This is a genomic window from Streptomyces sp. NPDC020917 (genome assembly GCF_044333795.1).
Lineage (GTDB): Bacteria > Actinomycetota > Actinomycetes > Streptomycetales > Streptomycetaceae > Actinacidiphila.
The window spans coordinates 137,637-156,134 of sequence record NZ_JBIRRR010000006.1; the positions used below are offsets into that span (position 1 = coordinate 137,637).

Annotated in this window: 21 protein-coding genes; 13 read left to right on the forward strand and 8 right to left on the reverse strand. The window is 71.6% G+C overall.

What is annotated here, in order from left to right:
• On the reverse strand, positions 1-795 hold the full coding sequence (locus ACH4TG_RS15320) for an SDR family NAD(P)-dependent oxidoreductase (RefSeq protein ID WP_398242747.1): 795 nt from the start codon (positions 793-795) through the stop codon (positions 1-3).
• A gap of 136 nt (positions 796-931) precedes the next feature.
• Here ACH4TG_RS15320 and ACH4TG_RS15325 point away from each other — a divergent pair, with 136 nt between their 5' ends.
• From ACH4TG_RS15325 to ACH4TG_RS15340, 4 genes are all read left to right on the forward strand, one after another.
• Entirely contained in the window at positions 932-1,858 is a 927-nt protein-coding gene (locus tag ACH4TG_RS15325) for an alpha/beta fold hydrolase (RefSeq protein WP_398242748.1), read from the forward strand.
• A gap of 287 nt (positions 1,859-2,145) precedes the next feature.
• A complete protein-coding gene (locus ACH4TG_RS15330) occupies positions 2,146-2,733 on the forward strand; it encodes a TetR/AcrR family transcriptional regulator (protein ID WP_398242749.1) in 588 nt (195 codons plus the stop codon).
• Position 2,734: 1 nt separating this feature from the next.
• Positions 2,735-3,889 carry a glycosyltransferase gene (locus tag ACH4TG_RS15335; protein WP_398242750.1) on the forward strand — a complete coding sequence of 385 codons (1,155 nt, stop codon included), beginning with the start codon at positions 2,735-2,737 and terminating at the stop codon, positions 3,887-3,889.
• A 58-nt stretch (positions 3,890-3,947) separates the two neighbouring features.
• The gene (locus tag ACH4TG_RS15340) at positions 3,948-4,748 is read left to right on the forward strand and encodes an AraC family transcriptional regulator (protein WP_398242751.1); all 801 of its coding nucleotides are present in this window, start codon (positions 3,948-3,950) and stop codon (positions 4,746-4,748) included.
• Between the two features lie 28 nt (positions 4,749-4,776).
• Here ACH4TG_RS15340 and ACH4TG_RS15345 read toward each other — a convergent pair whose 3' ends face one another.
• On the reverse strand, positions 4,777-5,334 hold the full coding sequence (locus ACH4TG_RS15345; protein WP_398242752.1) for a dihydrofolate reductase family protein: 558 nt from the start codon (positions 5,332-5,334) through the stop codon (positions 4,777-4,779).
• A 333-nt stretch (positions 5,335-5,667) separates the two neighbouring features.
• On the opposite strand from ACH4TG_RS15345, the gene ACH4TG_RS15350 reads away from it, so the two are divergent.
• Positions 5,668-5,976: a hypothetical protein gene (locus ACH4TG_RS15350; RefSeq protein ID WP_398242753.1), complete on the forward strand. Its 309-nt coding sequence runs from the start codon at positions 5,668-5,670 to the stop codon at positions 5,974-5,976.
• Positions 5,977-6,096: 120 nt separating this feature from the next.
• On the opposite strand, the gene ACH4TG_RS15355 is transcribed toward ACH4TG_RS15350, so the two are convergent.
• From ACH4TG_RS15355 to ACH4TG_RS15365, 3 genes are all read right to left on the reverse strand, one after another.
• The gene (locus tag ACH4TG_RS15355; RefSeq protein ID WP_398242754.1) at positions 6,097-7,029 is read right to left on the reverse strand and encodes an LLM class flavin-dependent oxidoreductase; all 933 of its coding nucleotides are present in this window, start codon (positions 7,027-7,029) and stop codon (positions 6,097-6,099) included.
• A gap of 196 nt (positions 7,030-7,225) precedes the next feature.
• The gene (locus tag ACH4TG_RS15360; RefSeq protein ID WP_398242755.1) at positions 7,226-7,396 is read right to left on the reverse strand and encodes a hypothetical protein; all 171 of its coding nucleotides are present in this window, start codon (positions 7,394-7,396) and stop codon (positions 7,226-7,228) included.
• A gap of 87 nt (positions 7,397-7,483) precedes the next feature.
• The gene (locus tag ACH4TG_RS15365) at positions 7,484-8,068 is read right to left on the reverse strand and encodes a hypothetical protein (RefSeq protein ID WP_398242756.1); all 585 of its coding nucleotides are present in this window, start codon (positions 8,066-8,068) and stop codon (positions 7,484-7,486) included.
• A gap of 457 nt (positions 8,069-8,525) precedes the next feature.
• Between ACH4TG_RS15365 and ACH4TG_RS15370 the strand changes: the two genes are divergently transcribed.
• Positions 8,526-9,239 carry an SDR family NAD(P)-dependent oxidoreductase gene (locus tag ACH4TG_RS15370; RefSeq protein ID WP_398242757.1) on the forward strand — a complete coding sequence of 238 codons (714 nt, stop codon included), beginning with the start codon at positions 8,526-8,528 and terminating at the stop codon, positions 9,237-9,239.
• A 14-nt stretch (positions 9,240-9,253) separates the two neighbouring features.
• Here the strand turns inward: ACH4TG_RS15370 and ACH4TG_RS15375 are convergent, their stop codons facing one another.
• Complete coding sequence (locus ACH4TG_RS15375) at positions 9,254-9,661, reverse strand: ester cyclase (RefSeq protein ID WP_398242759.1); 408 nt, start codon at positions 9,659-9,661, stop codon at positions 9,254-9,256.
• 291 nt (positions 9,662-9,952) lie between these two features.
• Between ACH4TG_RS15375 and ACH4TG_RS15380 the strand changes: the two genes are divergently transcribed.
• From ACH4TG_RS15380 to ACH4TG_RS15390, 3 genes are read left to right on the forward strand one after another with little or no spacing between them, the layout of a single operon-like run.
• The gene (locus tag ACH4TG_RS15380; RefSeq protein ID WP_398242760.1) at positions 9,953-11,140 is read left to right on the forward strand and encodes a CE1758 family FMN-dependent luciferase-like monooxygenase; all 1,188 of its coding nucleotides are present in this window, start codon (positions 9,953-9,955) and stop codon (positions 11,138-11,140) included.
• A gap of 2 nt (positions 11,141-11,142) precedes the next feature.
• Complete coding sequence (locus tag ACH4TG_RS15385; RefSeq protein ID WP_398242761.1) at positions 11,143-11,694, forward strand: MarR family winged helix-turn-helix transcriptional regulator; 552 nt, start codon at positions 11,143-11,145, stop codon at positions 11,692-11,694.
• Entirely contained in the window at positions 11,691-12,407 is a 717-nt protein-coding gene (locus ACH4TG_RS15390; RefSeq protein ID WP_398242762.1) for a CE1759 family FMN reductase, read from the forward strand. Before ACH4TG_RS15385 ends, ACH4TG_RS15390 begins: the two co-directional genes overlap by 4 nt.
• Positions 12,408-12,432: 25 nt before the next feature.
• Here the strand turns inward: ACH4TG_RS15390 and ACH4TG_RS15395 are convergent, their stop codons facing one another.
• Both ACH4TG_RS15395 and ACH4TG_RS15400 read right to left on the reverse strand, forming a co-directional pair.
• On the reverse strand, positions 12,433-13,779 hold the full coding sequence (locus tag ACH4TG_RS15395) for a family 43 glycosylhydrolase (RefSeq protein ID WP_398242763.1): 1,347 nt from the start codon (positions 13,777-13,779) through the stop codon (positions 12,433-12,435).
• Complete coding sequence (locus tag ACH4TG_RS15400) at positions 13,776-14,081, reverse strand: hypothetical protein (protein ID WP_398242764.1); 306 nt, start codon at positions 14,079-14,081, stop codon at positions 13,776-13,778. Before ACH4TG_RS15400 ends, ACH4TG_RS15395 begins: the two co-directional genes overlap by 4 nt.
• A 424-nt stretch (positions 14,082-14,505) precedes the next feature.
• Between ACH4TG_RS15400 and ACH4TG_RS15405 the strand changes: the two genes are divergently transcribed.
• The 4 genes from ACH4TG_RS15405 to ACH4TG_RS15420 are packed head-to-tail and all read left to right on the forward strand — an operon-like array spanning position 14,506 to position 18,461.
• Positions 14,506-15,771: an ROK family transcriptional regulator gene (locus ACH4TG_RS15405; protein ID WP_398242765.1), complete on the forward strand. Its 1,266-nt coding sequence runs from the start codon at positions 14,506-14,508 to the stop codon at positions 15,769-15,771.
• Positions 15,758-16,633 (forward strand): ABC transporter permease, encoded by an 876-nt coding sequence (locus tag ACH4TG_RS15410; RefSeq protein WP_398242766.1) that lies wholly within the window; start codon positions 15,758-15,760, stop codon positions 16,631-16,633. Before ACH4TG_RS15405 ends, ACH4TG_RS15410 begins: the two co-directional genes overlap by 14 nt.
• Positions 16,630-17,442, forward strand: coding sequence for an ABC transporter ATP-binding protein (locus tag ACH4TG_RS15415; protein WP_398242767.1), 813 nt, complete (start codon positions 16,630-16,632; stop codon positions 17,440-17,442). Before ACH4TG_RS15410 ends, ACH4TG_RS15415 begins: the two co-directional genes overlap by 4 nt.
• Positions 17,439-18,461, forward strand: coding sequence for an aliphatic sulfonate ABC transporter substrate-binding protein (locus ACH4TG_RS15420; protein ID WP_398242768.1), 1,023 nt, complete (start codon positions 17,439-17,441; stop codon positions 18,459-18,461). The genes ACH4TG_RS15415 and ACH4TG_RS15420 overlap by 4 nt, the downstream gene beginning before the upstream one ends.
• Positions 18,462-18,498: the final 37 nt, after the last annotated feature.

An 18,498-nucleotide genomic window follows, 5' to 3' on the forward strand; every position in this document is an offset into this window, starting at 1 on the left:
CTACGGCAGGATCGAGTCGATGTAGCCGCCGTCCACGCGGACGGCTCCGCCGGTGGTGGCGGAGGCGAAGGGCGAGCTGAGGTAGACGGCCATGTTGGCGATCTCCTCGGGCTCGATCAGCCGCTGCAGCAGCGACTGGGGGCGGTGCCGGCGCATGAACGCGTGCTGCGCCTCGTCCCAGGGCAGCTCGTCACCGACCAGCTGGCGGACGAAGTCCTCGACGCCGCCGGTGTGCGTCGGCCCGGCGATCAGCGAGTTGACGGTGACCCCGGTGCCCGCCGCGTCCTTGGCGAAGCCGCGGGTCACCGCCAGCAGCGCGGTCTTCGTCATGCCGTAGTGGATCATCTCCGCGGGGGTGACCACGGCGGAGTCGCTGGCGAGGTTGATCACGCGCCCCCAGCCGCGCTCCTTCATGCCCGGGAGGTGGGCACGGATCATCCGGACCGCGGTCAGCACGTTGACCTCGAAGTACCGCCGCCACTCCGCGTCGCTGACCTCCAGCGGTGCCGCGGCGCCGAAGATCCCGAGGTTGTTGACGAGGATGTCGGCCTCCGGGAGGGCGCCGACCACGTCGGCGACGCCGTCGTCGGTGGCCAGGTCGCCGGGGACGGCGACGAACGCGGCGCCGCCGGTCTCCTCCCGCAGGCGCGCGACGGCCGCGTCCACCGACCCGGCGCTGCGCCCGTTGACGCCGACGCGGGCGCCGGCCCGGGCGAGTCCGGCCGCGATGGCCATGCCGATGCCCTGGGTGGAGCCGGTGACGAGGGCAGTCCTGCCGGACAGGTCGATCTGCATGTCTCTGCTCTCCCGTGGAACCGCCGGTCGGGTCCCTGCCAGCCTGCCCGCTCCCGCAAGGGGCCGCATCCGCTGGCCGGGCGTTCCGCGGCCGGAGCCGCGGCCCGTTGTCAGCGGCGGCTGCCAGGATGATCCGATGACCGAGATCACGGACATGATCATGATGAGCGGCGGCCACCGCATCGCCGTCCGCCGCGCCGGCCACGGAGGGGTTCCGCTCCTGCTCGTCCACGGGTTCCCGTGCACGAGCCTGATCTGGTCACGCACCATCGGCCCGCTGGCCGAGGCGAGGTTCGACGTCGTCGCGCCGGACCTGCGCGGGTACGGCCGCTCCGACCTCGTGGCCGGCGACGCCTACGAGCTTCCCGCGTTCAGCGCCGATCTCGCCGAGCTGATGGACGCCCTGGGCTGGGACCGCGCCGTCGTCGCCGCCCACGACCTCGGCGGGGCCGTCGCCCTCGACTTCGCGAGCCGGTTCCCGGACCGGGTCGACCGCGTGGTGTTCCTGGACGACACGCTTCCCGACCTGCCGGCGGAGTACGCCGCGGCCGGGATCCCCACGGCGCAGGACCCGGGCCGCACGGTGGTGCTGGACTACCACGTCAACCAGGGCCTGCACGCCGAGGAGCTGCTCGACATGCTCAACACCCCGGAGCGGCGCCGCCGTTACATCGGCGAGTTCTTCGGTCATCGCCTGTGGTCGCCGGCCGGCGCGTTCAGCGACGCCGACCGCGAGGTGCTCACCGCGGCCTACGCCGACCACGAACGGCTCCGGGTCGCCTTCATCGACTACGAGATCGTGACGGGGCACCGCACGCCGTCGCTGCCGACGATGGAGGACCGGAAGATCCAGCAGCCGGTTCTGGTACTGGTCGGTACCGATCAGGCCACCCTCGGCGAGCATGTCGAGGCGAAGTGCGAGGTCGCCTATCCGCAACTGGTCGGCCCGTTCTGGATCAAGGGGGCCGGGCACTTCCTGAGCTGGGAGAAGCCGGACACCGTCATCCGCGCCCTGCGCGGCTTCTGCGCCGATCTCCTGGCGTCGCCGGGCGGGGCGCGCTGACCGCACCGCCGGCCCGGCGGACCGCGCGCGACGCCGGTCGACCCCGCCCGCGCATACGAGATGGAGCACGGGATGCGGAGCGCGGGATGTGCCGCCGGCGCAGTGCCGGAAGGGCTGGACGGGACACGCGTCGACGTGCTGCTGACCTTCCCAGCGGGATCCGTGGATTCCCGCTCCCCTCCGGGAGTGAGCAGGGCATCCGGCCCTTCCGGACTGCGGGCCCCGGCACGGGCGCGGAAGCTTGAAGTGCGCCTCCCCGGGGCCTATTTGATGTTAATCTCGTTCACATGAAATCGGCAAGGCCGTACACCATGCGGGCCCGGGCGGCCGGCGCGGAGGGCACGCGCAGCCGCATACTCCAGGCCGCGGTGGGGCAGTTGAAGCAGCGGCTGCGGTCCGACATCCGGCTCAACGACGTGGCCGCGCAGGCCGGCGTCACCGTGCAGACGGTCCTGCGGGTCTTCGGCAGCAAGGCGGAGCTGTTCCGCAGCGCCCTGGACGAGGTGCTCCAGGAGATGCGCGACGGCCTCGGCCGGACCGAACCGGGCGACGTGGCCGGCGCGGTGCGCACCTGGTTCGACCACTACGAGCAGTTCGGAGACGTGGTGATCGCCAACCTCGTGGAGGAACACGACCCGGCGGTGGCACCGGTGGTCCGCATCGGCCGCGAGCGCCACCGGGAGCGGGTCCGGACCGTGCTCGCGCCGCAGTTGGACGGGTTCCCCGCAGGCGACCGGGAGCGTGTCGTCGACGCCCTGGTGTGCATGACCGACGTCTACACCTGGAAACTCCTGCGCCGGGACATGCAACGCCCGCGGCCCGACGCCGAATCCACGATGCTGCTGATGATCGACTCGGTACTGGGGGGCAGTTGAGATGGCACGCTTCGCCTTCGTCACCTGGGGTGGCGCGGGGAACCAGACACCCGCGATCGGCCTGGCCGATGCCCTGGCCGGCCGCGGCCACGAGATCACCTTCGCCGGGTACGACGAGCAACGCGAGCGCTTCACCGCGCTCGGCTTCCCGTTCCGGACGCTGCGGCATGCGCAGCGGCGCTGGCCCGCGGCGCAGCCGCCGGACTGGATGCCGGTCCTGGCCGACGTGGTCTGGGCCTGCGGGGAGCATCTGCGGGACGTCCCCGAGCTGCTGGCCGCCGAGCACTACGACGCGCTGGTGATCGACTGCCTGATGTTCGGCGCGCTGGCCGCCGCCGAACGGGAGTCGCTCCCCGCGGCGGTGCTCGTGCACAGCGCGCCGGGCGCGCTCCTGCCACCGGGCGGCGGCCTGGACCAGCTCGCCCTCGCCCGCGTGAACGAGCTGCGCAGCAGCGCCGGCCTGCCCGCCGTCAAGGACCTGTGGGAGACCTGGCGGCCGTTCCCCGTGGTCTGCGCCAGCACTCCCGACCTCGACCCGCCCGCACCTCCCGCGCCCGGGGCGTTCGCGTACGTCGGACCGGTCTTCGAGCCCCGCAGGGGCGCGCCGTGGGCCCGGCCCTGGCCGGCGGAGGACCCTCGCCCGCTGGCACTGGTGAGTTTCTCCACCGGCCAGGCGTGGGACCAGACCTCGCGGATCAGCCGCACGCTCGCCGCGCTGTCCGCCGACCGCTACCGCGTTCTGGTCACCACAGCGATGGCCGACGTCAGCGGGGTGCGGGCACCGGGCGACGCGGTCCTCGCCCCGTACGTTGCGCACGCCGACGTCCTGCCGCACGCATCGGTCACGGTCACCCACGCCGGCCACGGCACCGTCAGCGCCTCCCTCGCGCACGGCGTGCCGCTGGTCGCGCTGCCCAACCCCGCGGCCGACCAGCCGGCGCTGGCCGGGCAGATCGAACGCCTCGGCGTCGGGATCGCGCTCGACGGGGACACGGCGACGCCCGACCAGATCGCCGGCGCGGTCCACACCGTGCTCACCGGCGACGCGTACGCGCGCAACGCCCGCCGCCTCGCGGACACCATCGCCGCGCTGCCCGGCCCGGCCGGCGCCGCGGTCCTGCTCGAACGCCTCGCGGGCCCGGCCACCGGCCGGTAGGAGCGGCCGGTAGAGTCCCCGGAACATGACCGCCCCTTCCAACTCGGCGAGAGACAGGGTGACAACGGCCACCACCGGCCTGGTGGACCTGCGGGAGCACCACCGCTGGCTCGGCGGCAGCCATCTGTACGACGGCGGCGAGCAGTTGGTGACCGGCTGGCACTTCCACGACGTGCACGAGATCGAGTACGCGTGCCGTGGGACGGTGGAGGTCACGACGGAGGCCGGCCACTATCTGCTGCCGCCCCACCAGGCGGCGTGGATTCCGGCGGGCCTGCGTCATCGGACGACGCTGAACGCGGACGCGCGGACCCTCGCGGTGCTCTTCGAGCCACGACTCGTGCCGACGGCCGGGGACCGGGTGCGGATCCTGTCCGTCTCCGCTCTGCTCCGGGAGATGATGCTCTACTCGGTGCGGTGGCCGATCTCGCGTAGGGAGTCCGCGGCCGCAGCGGACCCGTTCTTCCAGACGCTCGGCCATATGGTCGGCGAAGTCCTGGACGACGAGCGGCCGTTGCACCTGCCGGCCTCGGACGACCCGCTGGCCGCCGCCGCCACCGAGTACACCCGCGCCCACCTCGACCGCGTCACGCTCGGCGACGTGACCCGCGCGGTCGGGGTCTCGGAGCGGACGCTGCGCCGCCTCTTCCACGCCCGCCTGGGCATGTCGTGGCGCACGTACCTGCTCCGCGCCCGCGTCCTTCGCTCCATGACGCTGCTGGCCGAGCCGGACCGTTCCGTCCTCGAGGTCTCCATCGCCGTGGGTTTCGAGGACGTCGGGGCGTTCGCCCGGTCCTTCGCCAGGCACTGCGGGGAGAGCCCCTCCGCCTACAAGCGGCGGATCGCCGGAGCGCCGTGAGCCGTGCGCGGCTTCAGCGGCCGCGGCTTCAGCGGCTTCGCCGGTACCGGAGGTAGACGACCTGCGAGAAGGTCCGCGTCTCCAGGAGTTCGAGGTCGAGGTGCTTCGGCAGCGGCGGGAAGTACGGGGTGCCGCCGCCCAGGACGACGGGATTGACGAACAGCCGGTACTCGTCGATGAGGTCCTTCTCGGCGAGGGCTGCGGCGAGCCCGGCACCGCCGACGGACACGATGCCGCCACCGGGCCGGCTCCTCAACTCCTCGGCCTCGTCGGCGACATCACGGCTCGCCAGGCGCGCGTTGCCTTGCACCGAGGTCAGGCTGGAGGAGAACACCACCTTCGGGAGGGGCTTCCAGATGCGGGCGAACTCCAGCTCCAGCGGATCGGTGCGGGTCTGCTCGGCCGTCTCCCATCCGAGCATGCTCTCGTAGAGGCCGCGCCCGGTCAGATGCCCCGTCAGCTCCCGGGTCTGCTCGTTGTGGAACCCCATCAGTTCCCTGTCGGGCGCTGCCCAGTCGATGGACCCGTCCGGACCGGCGATGCGGCCGTCCAGGGACACGGACATGGAGACGATCAAGGTAGCCATCAGGCCTCCGCACTCGGAAGACTCGGCAGATCCCCGCTCACCGGCGAGGATCCGGCCTGCTCGGGTTACCGACTGTAGGTTCCCCGGGACCTGGCCGTCCCTGCATCGTCGGCCAAAGATCAGGCCCGAACGGCCAGGCCGTTCTGGTCAGCGCGCCGTACCATTGGCGGATTTTTGTGACTATTTAGGACCGATGAGAAAATGGTTCATTTTCGATAGAAGTCAGCGTCTTTGCGGTGTTTGGTCGTGCCGGTGGCACACGATCCCTTCATCCGGACCGCGACGGTCCGGGGTGACGGGGCATCGGCCCCAGCGCGTACAGAAAGGCCTGAGATGAGCAATGGACTGAAGCGGGCTGTGGCCCGGGGAGCCGTGGCGGTGGCCCTGGCCGCGGGCGCGGTGGTCGGCGCGGTCGGCACCGCGTCGGCCGCTCCGATGCACCACCGTGCGCCGGCGCCGCAGCACTGCACGACGACCGCGGGCCACTGGAAGTGGGTGTGGCACCCGGCCTACCGGGACCGCAACCACCACCAGCAGCAGCACGCCGGCTACTGGACGCGCGTCTGGGAGCCCGCCCACCACGAGTGCCGCAACAACCAGCACCGGCCTGACGACACGCACCGGGCTTCGAACCCGCGCTGACACCAGCGCGCATCCGGCCCCCGGGACACCTGCCAGGTGTCCCGGGGGCCGGCGCCTTTTGCACCGTTCGGGCCGACGCCCCCGGCCGAGGGCCCGGCGGTGAAGGCGGAATCGGCCGCTCTAGGGCCGGCCGCCCCGCAGGTGCGCGAGGACGAGATCGGCGTCGTCGAGATGCGGCTCGCGCACGACGTAGCGCGTGATCCCCCACCGCTGTGCGTGGCGGGCCGTGGCCTCGGCGATCTCGGCGACGGTGCCCACCCACACGTAGGGCGAGGCGAGCACCTCCGCCCGCGTCGTACCGAAGGTCCTGGCGAGCCGCTGCACCGCGCCTTCGGCGTCGTCGGTCACCTCCACGGCCTGGACGAGCGCTTCCCTCTCCGGTGCCCGCGCCCGTCCCGCCGCGCCTTCCTCCACCAGCTGGACCTGCCGGTCGATGTCGGCCGGTTTCCAGCGGGTCTCGTGGCTGTGACCGTCGGGCAGGGTCCGTCCCAGACCGCTGAGCGCGACGACGTCGGCGTGCCCGCCCGCCCAGCGCAGCAGGGTGGAGTTGCCGCCGCCGAAGACGAACGGCACGGGCTGCTGGACAGGCCGCGGGCCGGCGAGCGTTGCGCCGTGCGTCCGCATCTCCGGTGCCGTCCGCGTCACCGACTCCCCCGCCAGCAGCGCACGGCAGGTCTCGGCGACGGCCAGGAACCTGCGGACCCGGCCGGCGACGTCCGGCCTGCGCGAACCGAGCATCTCCCACTCCACGGGAGTGTGGCCGGCACCCAGCGCCAGGCGGGCACGCCCGCCGGAGAGCACGTCCAGCGTCGCGACATCGGACGCGAGCAGCAACGGCTCGCGGATCCCCGCGTGGGAGACGTAGGAGCCGAGGCCCAGCCTCTCGGTGACCATGGCCGCGGCGGCGAGTGCGACGAAGGGGGACGCCGTGGTGCCGGGGTGATCGGCGGTCAGCAGGGCGTCGTACCCCTGGGCTTCGGCGCGGCGGGCGAGTGCCGCCCAGGACGCGCGGTCCCTGGGCTGGGCCTGGACGGAGACAAGCGGCGTGTGCATACCGGGAGACTAGGGACGGCCCGCCATGCCGCACCAGCGGCTTCCGCGGCCGGCGAACACTCAGCGGGCCGCTCCGGCCAGGAGCGGGCTGAACGTCGAACGAACGGGGTGTACCCGAAGCTCACTTGGGCGTCCGCGCCCCGCGCTCGGCCGAAGCGAACGCGGGGCGCAGGGCGCAGCGGGACGCTGCCGGGGCCTAGTCGCCGAGCTTGGCCCGCACTGCCTCCTCGATGCGGCGGCCGATCTTCGCGTCGATGTGCTTCCAGTAGTCGAAGGCGCGGTCCAGCACCGGCTGGGTCACGCCGTCGAGGAGATGGCCCTCCACGCCGGGCCGTCGCGCCCGCACCGCCCCCAGGACCACCCGCACGGCCCTGCCTTCAGCCGGCCCGGCGGTGGCCCGGTGTGGAGTTCGGCGTCGCCGCGGGCGTGCAGCCTCCGGCTACCGCACCTCGGATTACGGCTCGCCTGCCGCTGGAAAGCCCAGCGCGTCCAGCAACGTGAAGAAGACCTCTTCCGCGAAGACCTCCTGCGACCGCAATACGTCTTCGATGCGCTCCCGGCCGGCCGGCGGCCCTGCACCGGCCGAAGCCGCCCAGGCGACGGCCAGCGCGGCGACATCCGGCACCTGCGCGTCCAGTTCCGCGCGTATGCGGCGCTGCGCCTCGGCGAACTCCGGGCTGCTCGCCCACACGCTCATGTCATCCATGTCCGCGGGGTCTTCGACCATGAGCGCGGCGGCCACGTCCGGATGGAGCACGGCCTCCCACCGAAGGCCGCCGGTTCCAAGCCCTGTCACGCGGGCCATGTCGCTGTCGTAGATCTGTGCGGTGCAGGCCGGCGCGCCGGTCCACGCCACCAGCGTCGGCAGGTGGCTGTCGTCCCAGTCGTCGTGCTCAAGCTGGAGGGTCTGCCAGCCGCCGGGCCGCGGCCACAACGTGTGCACGGCTGCCTTCCGGCCCTGGTCCAGGCCATCGAACACCGGCGACTCCAGCAACGATCGCTCGCTGCGGGCGAAGACGAAATGGCCCCAGAACCCCATGACACCCGCTTTCGCAATGGTGCCCGCAGGCTACGACCCGGCACTGACATCCCGCTGGGCGTGACGGTTCGCCGGCCGGTGGCGTGCGTGGGCCGACCGGCGAACTCCCGGGGCGTGGGCCCAGGCGCGGGCGAAGGCCAGGAGGTCGGCGCTGAAGCGGATGCCGTTGTCGACGACCAGATTCGCCTGCGGGTCCCATGCGTCGGCGGTCAGGGCCAGCCGTAGCTGAACACGACGGGCCCTGAGCCCCAGTCCTCGGAGAAGAGCTCCGTGCCGTCCTTCGCCGTGATGAAGGGCATCGCCAGGCTCCTCGTCGGGCAGGTGCCATGGCCTGCTTTCCACGTTCGCGCAGCCCGCGTGGTCCCGCATCACGTCGAGGCCAACGCACAGGTGGCCTTCCCGCGACACGCCGTCCGAGGTGCGCGCCGCGGGCGGGCGCGCGGAGAAGGATCCGCTCATGGACACCGCCCGGAAAGTCGCCGTCATCACCGGGGCGTCGCGTGGGATCGGAGAGGGCCTGGTCACGGCCTACCGCGGGCTCGGGTACGGGGTCGTCGCGACCGCCCGCTCGATCCGGCCGTCGAGCGATCCGGACGTGGTCGCGGTTCCCGCGGACATCGCCCGGCCGGGAGCCGGCGCCCGGCTGGCGGACGCGGCCATGGAACGGTTCGGCCGCATCGACACGCTGGTCAACAATGCCGGGATCTTCGTCTCCAAGCCCTTCACGGAGTACACCGACGAGGATTTCGACACCGTGACGGGGGTGAATCTGCGCGGGTTCTTCGAGGTCTCGCGCAGCGCGATCGGCGCGATGCTTTCCGGTAACGGCGGCGGACACGTGGTGAACGTGACGACGACCCTGGTCGAGAACGCCGACGCCGAGGTGACCGGGGCGCTCGCGTCCCTGACCAAGGGTGGCCTGAACGCGGTCACCAGGTCGCTGGCGATCGAGTACGCCACCCGCGGGATCCGGGTGAACGCCGTCTCCCTCGGCGTGATCCGCACCCCGATGCACCCGACCGACCCGGACGGGTTCCAGGCAGCGCGCCACCCGGTGCGGAGGATGGGCGAGGTCGACGACGTCGTCCGCGCCGTCCTCTACCTGGAGCAGGCGCCCTTCGTCACCGGCGAGATCTCGCATGTGGACGGCGGCCAGAGCGCGGGGCACTGACCGTCGCGCGGACCTCAGACGAGGCCGAGCTGCCGCATCATGCCGAGTTCGTCGCTGCTGCCCCAGCGCTCGACGAGCATGCCGTTCTCGAACCGGCTGATCTGCATCCCGCGGTAGCGGACCGGCTTGCCGGTCGGCCCGTGCCCCGCGAGTTCGCCGCGGTGGGTGCCGGTGATCGTGTAGGCGAAGGCCAGCTCGTCGTCCGTGGCCACCAGGTGCTCGACCTCTACATGCAGGTCGGGGAAGGCGCGCCGCAGGTCCCGGAACATCGCCTGGTAGCCCTCGGGACCCGGGCCCTGGCCGGGTCCGGGGTCGTGGTCGATCGAGCCGGGGGCGACGACGTCCACGAGAGCGGCGAGCACACCGCTGTTCACGGCTTCGCCGAAGGCGGTCTGGGCGGCGATGTTGTCCTGCTGGGACATGGCACTCCTCGCTGGGTGACGGTGTTCGCCTGCCTGGCCGCTCCGCTGGAGCGGCCCTGCTGGCCACCGATCCTCGGCAGCGGCCGATGCGGCGCCCCTCGACACGCCAGGAGGCACCCCCTTTCGGACCGCCCCGTGCCCCGTACGCCGTACCGCCTTCCGCGGCGGCCGGCCCTGCCCGCGCCAGGACACCGCGGCCGCCGGGAGCCCCGCGGGAGGCCGCAGGAATACATGCCCAGTCATGTTGTTATGGCTGGCGTCACGACAGCTGCGAGCGAGAGAGGCGACACCATGCAGTTCGGGATCTTCACGGTGGGTGACATCGCACCCGACCCCGTCACCGGCCACACCCAGAGCGAGGCGGAGCGCATCACCAACATCGTGCGCATCGCGCGGAAGGCGGACGAGGTCGGCCTGGACGTCTTCGCGCTCGGCGAGCACCACAACCCGCCGTTCGTCCCGTCGTCGCCGACCACACTGCTGGCGCACATCGCGGCGCTGACCGAGCAGATCGTGCTGAGCACCTCGGTCACGCTGATGACCACCAACGACCCGGTGAAGATCGCCGAGGACTACGCGATGCTCCAGCACGTCGCGAAGGGCCGGCTTGACCTCATGGTCGGACGCGGCAACACGGTGCCGGTCTACCCGTGGTTCGGCAAGGACATCCGGCAGGGCGTCGCCCTGGCGCTGGAGAACTACAACCTGCTGCACCGGCTGTGGCGTGAGGACGTGGTCGACTGGGAGGGCACGTTCCGCACCGCTTTGCAGGGCTTCACCTCCACCCCGCGGCCGCTGGACGACGTCCCTCCGTTCGTCTGGCACGGCTCGATCCGGACGCCGGAGATCGCCGAACAGGCCGCGTTCTACGGCAACGGGTTCTTCGCCAACCACATCCTCGCCCCGAACTTCCACTTCAAGCGGCTGGTGGACTTCTACCGGGCGCGCTTCGAGCATTACGGACACGGCACCGCGGCCCAGGCCATCGTCGGCCTGGGCGGGATGTCGTTCATCGCCCAGCGCTCGCAGGACGCGGTCGAACGCTTCCGCCCGTACTTCGAGAACTACCCGGTGTTCCGCGGCTCCCGGCTCGAGGACGACATGGCCTCCACGCCGCTCACGGTCGGAAGCCCGCAGCAGGTCATCGACAAGGTCCTCACCTTCCAGGCGGGCTTCGGCGACTACCAGCGGCAGTTGTTCGCGGTCGACGGCCTGGCCCTGCCGGTGGAGACGGCGCTCGAGCAGATCGAGCTGCTGGGCACCGAGGTGGTCCCGGTGCTCCGCAAGGAGATGGCGGCGCGGCGTGCGCCGGGGGTGCCGGAGGCGCCGACCCACGCGAGCCTGGTCCGGGCGAAGTACGGCGACGCCGAGCCGCGCCGGCCGCGCCCGAACCCGAACCGCGGCGACAACCTGTCCGGGGCGTCCCCGTACCAGGACAGCGACCCGGCCACCATGGCCCGCTTCCCGCAGGTCGTGTGACCGTGGCCCGCAGCATCAAGCTGGCCAACGAGGCGTGGGAGGCGCTGCACCGCGCGCAGGCGACCATCGCCATGGAACTGACCGAGGCCGACATCTGGGGCGACCTGCTGCCGAGCGAGTACGGCGTGCTGCACGCGCTGTCCAACGCGCCGCGCGGCCTGCGGATCAGCGAACTGCGCGACGACGCCCTGCTGATCACCCAGCCGGGCATGTCCCGGCTGGTGATCCGACTGGAGGCCCGCGGGCTCGTCGGGCGCGAGGACGACCCGGACGACGCGCGAGCCTGCCGGATCCGCCTCACCCCGGCGGGGGCGGAGGCCCAGCGGCTGGTCGGCAGGGCCGTGGCGCGCCATGTGGCCGAGGCGATGACCCGGGCGCTCGGGCCGGGCGACCTGGCGGTGCTGCGGGACCTGACCACCGGCCTGCTCGCCTCGGCCCGGCGCGAGGGAGCCGGGCGGGCCGGCGGCCGGGCGGGCGAGAGGGCCGGCAGCGGCACCCAGGAGCCGAAGAACACGACGAACACGAAGAACGTGAAGAAACGGAGCACGAGATGACCGTGGCAACCCTCCACTCGAACGACCCCGCGGAGCGCCAGGCGGCCGTCCGCATCGTCGTCGTCAGCGCGGGCGTCAGCGACCCCTCGTCGAGCCGCCTGCTCGCCGACCGCACGGCGCAGAAGGCGGTCGACCTGATACAGGACGCCGGCGGCACGGCGACCGTCGGCACCGTCGAACTCGGCCCGCTCGCCGTCGACATCGCGCAGGCGATCGTCTCCGGCCACCCCGGCGACCGGCTGCAGGGCGTGTTCGAGCGGCTCGCCTCCGCGGATGCGCTCATCGTGAGCACGCCGGTCTACAAGGCGGGCGTCAGCGGGCTGTTCAAGTCCTTCGCCGACCTGCTCGACAACGACCTGCTCATCGCCAAGCCGGTGGTGCTGGCCGCCACCGCGGGCACCTCCCGGCACTCCATGGTCGTGGACGAGCAGATGCGGCCGCTGTTCGCCTTCCTGCGCGCCATCCCCGCTCCCACGTCCCTGTTCGCGGCGCCCGAGGACTGGGGCGACGCGGACCTGGGCCACCGGATCGCCCGCGCCGCCACCGAACTCGTCCTGCTGGTGCGCAGCGGCGTCGGCACCGCCATCGCCGACGCCGCGTGGAGCGGCTACGACCACCGGTTCGGCGGCCATGCCACCCGTGCCGAACGCAGCACCGACGACGTGGACTTCTCCACGGACCTGATGCGCCTGGCGGCCGGCGGCAAGCTGTGACGCCGCCGGCGCCAGGCGGGGGCGGTCAGCCGGTGATCGTGCGGCCGGGGTTGCGGCGCTCGACGTAGACGCGGTTGCCCTCCGGGCCGGTCCACTCCATCCGGACGATGCCGGGGACGGCGCCCTCGGCGAAGCGGGAGGGGTCGGCCCAGTAGCCCTGGTTCGGGTTGCGGAAGAAGGTCGACCAGAGCGTCCCGCTGCGGTCGGTGAAGAAGTTGTTGTGGCCCAGGCCCACGCCCGCGGTCCAGCGCACCGAGTACGGGCCCTCGAAGTGGTCGGCGACGGCGAGGACCGCGTCGTACTGGTACTGCTTGGTCGCCGCGCCGAGCCGGTTGTAGGCGTACTGGGTGCTGCCGTCGGCCGCGCTGTACTGCCGGTCCCAGACGGCCTGGGAGAGGTAGTACTTGCCCCCGTGCTTGAAGACGTACACGCCCTCGCGGTACGGCTCGGGCGCATAGGGCGCCTGCGGAAAGACCGGGAGGTTCGTGGGCGTGGTGATGTCCTCCATGTCCGGGCGGAACCTGGCGTACAGGTCGTTGTGCAGCACGAGCCAGGCGTCGTCGCCCTCGGAGAAGAAGCTGCCGTCGATGTGGAAGTACGCCCCGGGCTTGATGAAGCTCGGTCCCCCGATAAACGAGTCGCCGAAGGGCTTGTCGACGTTGCCCTCGATCAGCCGGTACGGGCCCTCCAGCCCGCCCTCGCTCACGAGCATGAACGACCCGACCTTCTGGGAGTGGTCGCCCATGCAGGCGACGATGTACCACTTGCCGTCGAAGCGGTGCACCTCCGGCGCCCAGACCTCGCCGCGCTTGCCGAACATGTCGTCGTACCAGTACTCCTGCCACGGAGCGACGACGGTGCGCGCGGCGGTGTTCTCACCGACGAACTCCGGGGACCACACCTTGCCCTTCTCGGCGTCCGGCCGCAGTCCGGTGGTGTCGATCAGCCGCCACGGTCCCTTGAGGGACGGGGAGACCCACAGGAAGATGCCGTCGTTCCACGGGGCGGCGATGTCGAGACCGGGCGCGCGGGTGGTGCCCGTGGCCACGTAGACGGGAGCGCCGTGCTCCTGGAAGCAGTTGACGTAGAAGTCCCGTACCCACACCACGCCGCGGTCCTGGTCGCGGGGGCGCAGTTCGAGCGGAAGGATGAGGGAGTTGTCGTCGCGGGGCCACAGGTCCAGCCGGGTGTCGGCGGCGCCGTAGGGCTGGAGGTCGGGCCAGTTGGGCGGGTAGCGGCGCATCGACGCCCCGGTCGCCGGCCCGGAATCCGCCTGGGCGGCGCTCATCGGCAGTGCGGCAGCCGCTCCCAGGCCGACGGCGCCGGCCAGCAGGGACCGCCGGCGCATTCCGTTGCTGTCAAAGCCGGTCATTCAGTCACATCTCCTTCGTTGTGCGGGATGCGGGCGGAGCGGATCGCCCTTGCCGTCCCGGGGCTGAGGGTCAGTTCCTCCGCCGGCCGGCCCCGGCCGCGCCGGCCGCAGCCGTACCTGCTGACGACGACGGCGCCGTCGTCCACGAGCTTCGCGACCGTGTCGTACAAGGTCGTCCTCGAGAATCCGGTGAGTTCCCGCAGACCGCTCCGGCTGAGCGGGCCGTGCCGGCACAGCAGTTCCAGCAGCAGCGCCTCGTGCTCCGATCCGCCATGTCTCGGAGGGCCGTCCCTGGTTGGCATGCCGCACAGCATTGGAAAGGCCCGCTCATTAGGTCAACAGACCGGATAAATAATCCGGACGCCGCCCTCGGGCCGGCACTCCGGGCGGCATGGCATTTCCCCACGTCAGATGGGCGATGGGAAGGACCGCTCGTCATGTCACGATTGGATAACGGCAGTTGCGTTCCCGGACAACTCCGGCACCGCCCATCGCGGCCGCCCCGGCCCCCACAGGCACCGGAAGGCCCGGGCCGGAGGATCGGCCGGTCCGCCCAACTACCGTCCGGATGAACAACGTTGCTGGTCACAGCAGTTTAGCGGCGAGGACCGGGCCGATCGCGGCACCCCGATCCCCCGGTCGTCGACGCCGCCTGATGTGAAGGATCCGGCAATTACTTCTGTCGGAGTGTTGACGGAATATCTCGGCGTTCCTACCTTGACCTGCATGCAGAAGCCCACAGGAGCGCACGCCCTGGTCAGGCGGACCCATGAGGACCGCGTACTGCGCGCACTCCAAGCGAACGGCGCCATGAGCCGCGGCGAGATCGCCCAGATCGTCGGCCTGTCCCGCACGACCCTCTCCGAGATCACCGGCAACCTCCTCCAGCGCGGCGCCATCATCGTGCTGGACACGGACGCCGCCATCCGCGGGGGCAGCGGACGGCCGGCCGAACGGCTGGCGCTCGACCCGGCGTCGGCGCAGTTCATGGGGGTCGACTTCGGGCACCGGCGGGTGCACGTCGCCGTTGCCGACGCCGCCCACGAGATCATGGTCTCGGGCTCCGTACGGTACGCCGACACGGCGCCGTGGCAGACCCGCACCGAGCTCGCCCTCGCGCTCGTCGACCGGCTGGGCTCCCAAGCCGGCGTCCGCTACGGGGCACTTCAGGGGATCGGCATCGGCGTCCCGGGCCCCTACCCGGCGCCCGAGGGGGCTGCCTGGCCGCCCGCCAACCCCGGGGCGCCGATCCTGCGCCCGGCCCCGGAAGGCGTCGACGTGGCCTTCGCCGAACGCTTCGACGCGCCTGTGATCGTCGACAACAACACCCGCCTGGCCGCCCTCGCCGAGGCGATCACCGGCGCCGGCAGCGTCGCCGACCTGCTGTACGTACGCCTGGCGGACGGTGTCGGCGGCGGGCTCGTCATCGGCGGCCAACTGGTCACCGGCTCCACCGGGCTGGCGGGCGAACTCGGGCATGTGACCGTCGAACCGGTGGGCCGTCCGTGCCGGTGCGGCAAGCGCGGCTGTCTGGAGACCGTCGCCTCGGTCCCCGGAATCCTCGCCACCTGCTGGGAGTTCGGGCTGCGCCTGGACGGCCCCGAGGCCCTCGCGGACGCCCTCTCCCGCCAGCACCCCGTCGCGGAACGGGTGGTGCGGGAGGCGGCCGCGGCACTGGGACGCGTGCTGGGGGCCGCGACGATGGTGCTGAACCCGGCGAAGGTGGTCATCGGCGGAGAGATCGCCCGGCTCTCACCGGTGATGGTGGAGCAGGTGTCCGCCACGCTCGCCGGCGAGCTCTTCCCGATCGCGGCGGCCGGTCCCGTCGTCGAGGCCGCGCGGCTCTCCGACGAGGACGGCGCGCTCGGCGCGCTCGCCGCCGTCTTCCACAACTCCCCCCTTCTGGCGAAGTACCCAGAGACCGCCGACGTGAAGGACCGTTCCGATGGATCCGACCCGACCCCAGAAAGAGCCGCCCATGTCCGTTCTTGACCAGCAGGGCGCCGAAGAGCGGGACCCCGTCGCCGGCACGGCGCCGGACCAGCCGGCCGGTTCCGGCGCCGCTGCCGACGGCGGCCCGAAGATCGTCCGGAGTCGTGAACCGGCCCGCAGGCGCGGGCTGTTCCTGGTCCTGAACGCCGTGTCCGTGCTGCTGGGCATCGGGCTGTGGTGGGTGCTGGCGGCCGCGGGCTTCACGCTGCCGACGCCGCCCCAGGTCGTCTCCCGCGCCGGGACGCTGATCAGCAACGGGACGCTCGCCGGCGACGTCCGCGCCAGCCTGACCCGGGTGCTCATCGGCTTCGCGCTCGGCACCGCGGCCGCCGTCCCGGTCGGGTTCCTGATGGGCTGGTACGACATCCTGCGCGGCCTGATCGAACCCTGGATCCAGTTCTTCCGCACCATCCCGCCGCTGGCGATCATCCCGCTGGCCGTCGTCATCATGGGCATCGACGAGACCCCGAAGATCTTCGTCATCTTCCTCGCCGCGTTCCTGGCGTGCGTGGTCGCGACCTACCAGGGCGTGGTCAGCGTCGACCGGACGCTCATCAACGCCGCCCGGGTGCTGGGCGCGAACGACCTGACGATCTTCGCCCGCGTCGTGGTGCCGGCCTCCACCCCGTTCATCCTCGTCGGCATGCGGGTCGGCCTCGGCTCCGCGTGGGCCACGCTGGTCGCCGCCGAACTCATCGCCGCCCAGAAGGGCCTGGGGTACCGCATCCAGAACGCCCAGCTCTACTACGACCTCCCCACCATCTTCGTCGGACTGATCTCCATCGGGATCCTCGGTCTGCTCATGGACCGTGCCCTCCTTCTCGCAGAACGCAAGCTCACCGGATGGCAGGAGCGCCGATGACCACCGAGACGGCCAAGATCTCCGTGCAGGACGTCACCAAGACGTTCGAGCTGGGCCGCGAGACCTTCACCGCGCTGGACAAGGTCTCGCTCGACATCGCGGACCACGAGTTCGTCACCGTCGTCGGCCCCTCGGGCTGCGGCAAGAGCACCCTGATGAACATCCTCGCCGGACTGGAGACGCCCACCGCGGGCCGCGCCCTGGTGGACGGCGCCCCGGTCTCCGGGCCGGGACCTGAACGGGGCGTGATCTTCCAGCAGTACGCCCTGTTCCCCTGGCTGACGGTCCGCCAGAACGTGGAGTTCGGCCTGCGGACCACTCGCGTGCCCAAGCGTGAACGACGCAGCCGGGCTGAGTACTTCATCGAGCTGGTGGGGCTGGAGCGGTTCGCCGACGCGCTCCCCAAGACCCTGTCCGGGGGCATGCGGCAGCGCTGCGCCATCGCCCGCGCCTACGCCGTCGACCCCTCCATCCTGCTGATGGACGAGCCGTTCGGGGCCCTCGACGCGCTGACCCGGGTCAAGCTCCAGGAGCAGCTGCTGCACACCTGGAGCCGGGACAAGCGCACCGTTCTGTTCATCACCCACGACGTCGACGAGGCCGTGTTCCTGGCGAACCGGGTGATCGTCATGGCGGCCCGCCCCGGGCGCGTCTACGACGTCATCGACGTCGACCCCGCCATCGAGCGCACCGAGGAGTTCCGCCTCAGCGCCCGGTTCGCCGCCCTGCGCAACCGGGTGTGGCACTCCGTCTACCACCAGGAAGGCCGCACGGCGGTCCCTTCCGCCTCCGCATCCGCACGCTCATGACCTGGAAGGGACTCCTCGTGTCGACCTCCCTCACTCGCAGACACCTCACCGCCTCCGTGGCCGGCCTGGCCGTGGCCGCCCTGCTGACCGCGTGCGGCAACGGGTCCTCCGCCGGGGGGTCGGGCAGCACCGTGCGCTTCGGCTACATCGGCGACTTCAACGGCGCGAGCCTGATCGCCATCGCCGACAAGGAGGGCCTGTGGAAGAAGCACGGGCTCAAGGCGGACACCAAGGTGTTCACCAACGGCCCGCTGCAGATCCAGGCCCTCGGCACCGGCAACCTGGACTTCGGCTACATAGGCCCGGGCGCCATGTGGCTGCCCGCCTCGGGCCAGGCCAAGGTCGTCGCGATCAACACGCTCGGCAACGCCGACCGGGTCATCGCCCAGCCGGGCATCACGTCGATGCAGCAGCTCAAGGGAAAGACGGTCGCCGTCCCCGAGGGCACCTCCGGCGACATGATCCTCACGCTCGCCCTGAAGAAGGCGGGCATGACCAAGGACGACGTGAAGCTGGTCCCCATGGACCCGTCGACGATCGTGGCCGCGTTCTCCTCCAAGAAGGTCGACGCGGCGGGCTTCTGGTACCCCGCGACCGCCACGATCAAGAAGCAGGTGCCGGATCTGGTCGAGCTCGCCAAGGACAGCGACTTCGCGGACACCGTGTCCTTCCCCACCGCGTTCGTGGCCGGCAACAAGCTGGTGGCCGACCACCCGGACAAGGTCAAGAAGGTCCTCGCCGTCCTGCGTGACGCCATCGCGTTCCGCTCCGCCCACACCGACGAGGCCATCAGCATCACCGCAAGCAAGCTCGGCATCCCGGTGGACCAGGTCAAGGCCGACGCCGCCAACAATAAGCTGCTGGACGTCGGCGAACTCGACACGCTGACGAAGAACGGCACCATCGACAAGTGGCTGAAGGGCATGGACGACTACTTCGTCGGTGCGGGCAAGCTCAAGCAGTCCGTGGACCCGAAGACCTACTACACCGGCGACCTCTTCACGGGGGCCGGTCAGTGACGCAGGCCGCATCCTCCGGGAAGAACATCCTCTTCCT

Excerpts from the sequence above, each read along its gene's own strand:
- ACH4TG_RS15375 (WP_398242759.1), bottom strand. The coding sequence starts at position 9,661 with ATGTCCCAGCAGGACAACATCGCCGCCCAGACCGCCTTCGGCGAAGCC.
- ACH4TG_RS15380 (WP_398242760.1), top strand. The coding sequence starts at position 9,953 with ATGCAGTTCGGGATCTTCACGGTGGGTGACATCGCACCCGACCCCGTC.
- ACH4TG_RS15345 (WP_398242752.1), bottom strand. The coding sequence starts at position 5,334 with ATGGCTACCTTGATCGTCTCCATGTCCGTGTCCCTGGACGGCCGCATC.
- ACH4TG_RS15415 (WP_398242767.1), top strand. The coding sequence starts at position 16,630 with ATGACCACCGAGACGGCCAAGATCTCCGTGCAGGACGTCACCAAGACG.
- ACH4TG_RS15390 (WP_398242762.1), top strand. The coding sequence starts at position 11,691 with ATGACCGTGGCAACCCTCCACTCGAACGACCCCGCGGAGCGCCAGGCG.
- ACH4TG_RS15335 (WP_398242750.1), top strand. The coding sequence starts at position 2,735 with ATGGCACGCTTCGCCTTCGTCACCTGGGGTGGCGCGGGGAACCAGACA.
- ACH4TG_RS15395 (WP_398242763.1), bottom strand. The coding sequence starts at position 13,779 with ATGACCGGCTTTGACAGCAACGGAATGCGCCGGCGGTCCCTGCTGGCC.
- ACH4TG_RS15420 (WP_398242768.1), top strand. The coding sequence starts at position 17,439 with ATGACCTGGAAGGGACTCCTCGTGTCGACCTCCCTCACTCGCAGACAC.
- ACH4TG_RS15320 (WP_398242747.1), bottom strand. The coding sequence starts at position 795 with ATGCAGATCGACCTGTCCGGCAGGACTGCCCTCGTCACCGGCTCCACC.
- ACH4TG_RS15370 (WP_398242757.1), top strand. The coding sequence starts at position 8,526 with ATGGACACCGCCCGGAAAGTCGCCGTCATCACCGGGGCGTCGCGTGGG.
- ACH4TG_RS15400 (WP_398242764.1), bottom strand. The coding sequence starts at position 14,081 with ATGCCAACCAGGGACGGCCCTCCGAGACATGGCGGATCGGAGCACGAG.
- ACH4TG_RS15355 (WP_398242754.1), bottom strand. The coding sequence starts at position 7,029 with ATGCACACGCCGCTTGTCTCCGTCCAGGCCCAGCCCAGGGACCGCGCG.
- ACH4TG_RS15330 (WP_398242749.1), top strand. The coding sequence starts at position 2,146 with ATGAAATCGGCAAGGCCGTACACCATGCGGGCCCGGGCGGCCGGCGCG.
- ACH4TG_RS15325 (WP_398242748.1), top strand. The coding sequence starts at position 932 with ATGACCGAGATCACGGACATGATCATGATGAGCGGCGGCCACCGCATC.
- ACH4TG_RS15410 (WP_398242766.1), top strand. The coding sequence starts at position 15,758 with ATGTCCGTTCTTGACCAGCAGGGCGCCGAAGAGCGGGACCCCGTCGCC.
- ACH4TG_RS15405 (WP_398242765.1), top strand. The coding sequence starts at position 14,506 with ATGCAGAAGCCCACAGGAGCGCACGCCCTGGTCAGGCGGACCCATGAG.
- ACH4TG_RS15350 (WP_398242753.1), top strand. The coding sequence starts at position 5,668 with ATGAGCAATGGACTGAAGCGGGCTGTGGCCCGGGGAGCCGTGGCGGTG.
- ACH4TG_RS15365 (WP_398242756.1), bottom strand. The coding sequence starts at position 8,068 with ATGGGGTTCTGGGGCCATTTCGTCTTCGCCCGCAGCGAGCGATCGTTG.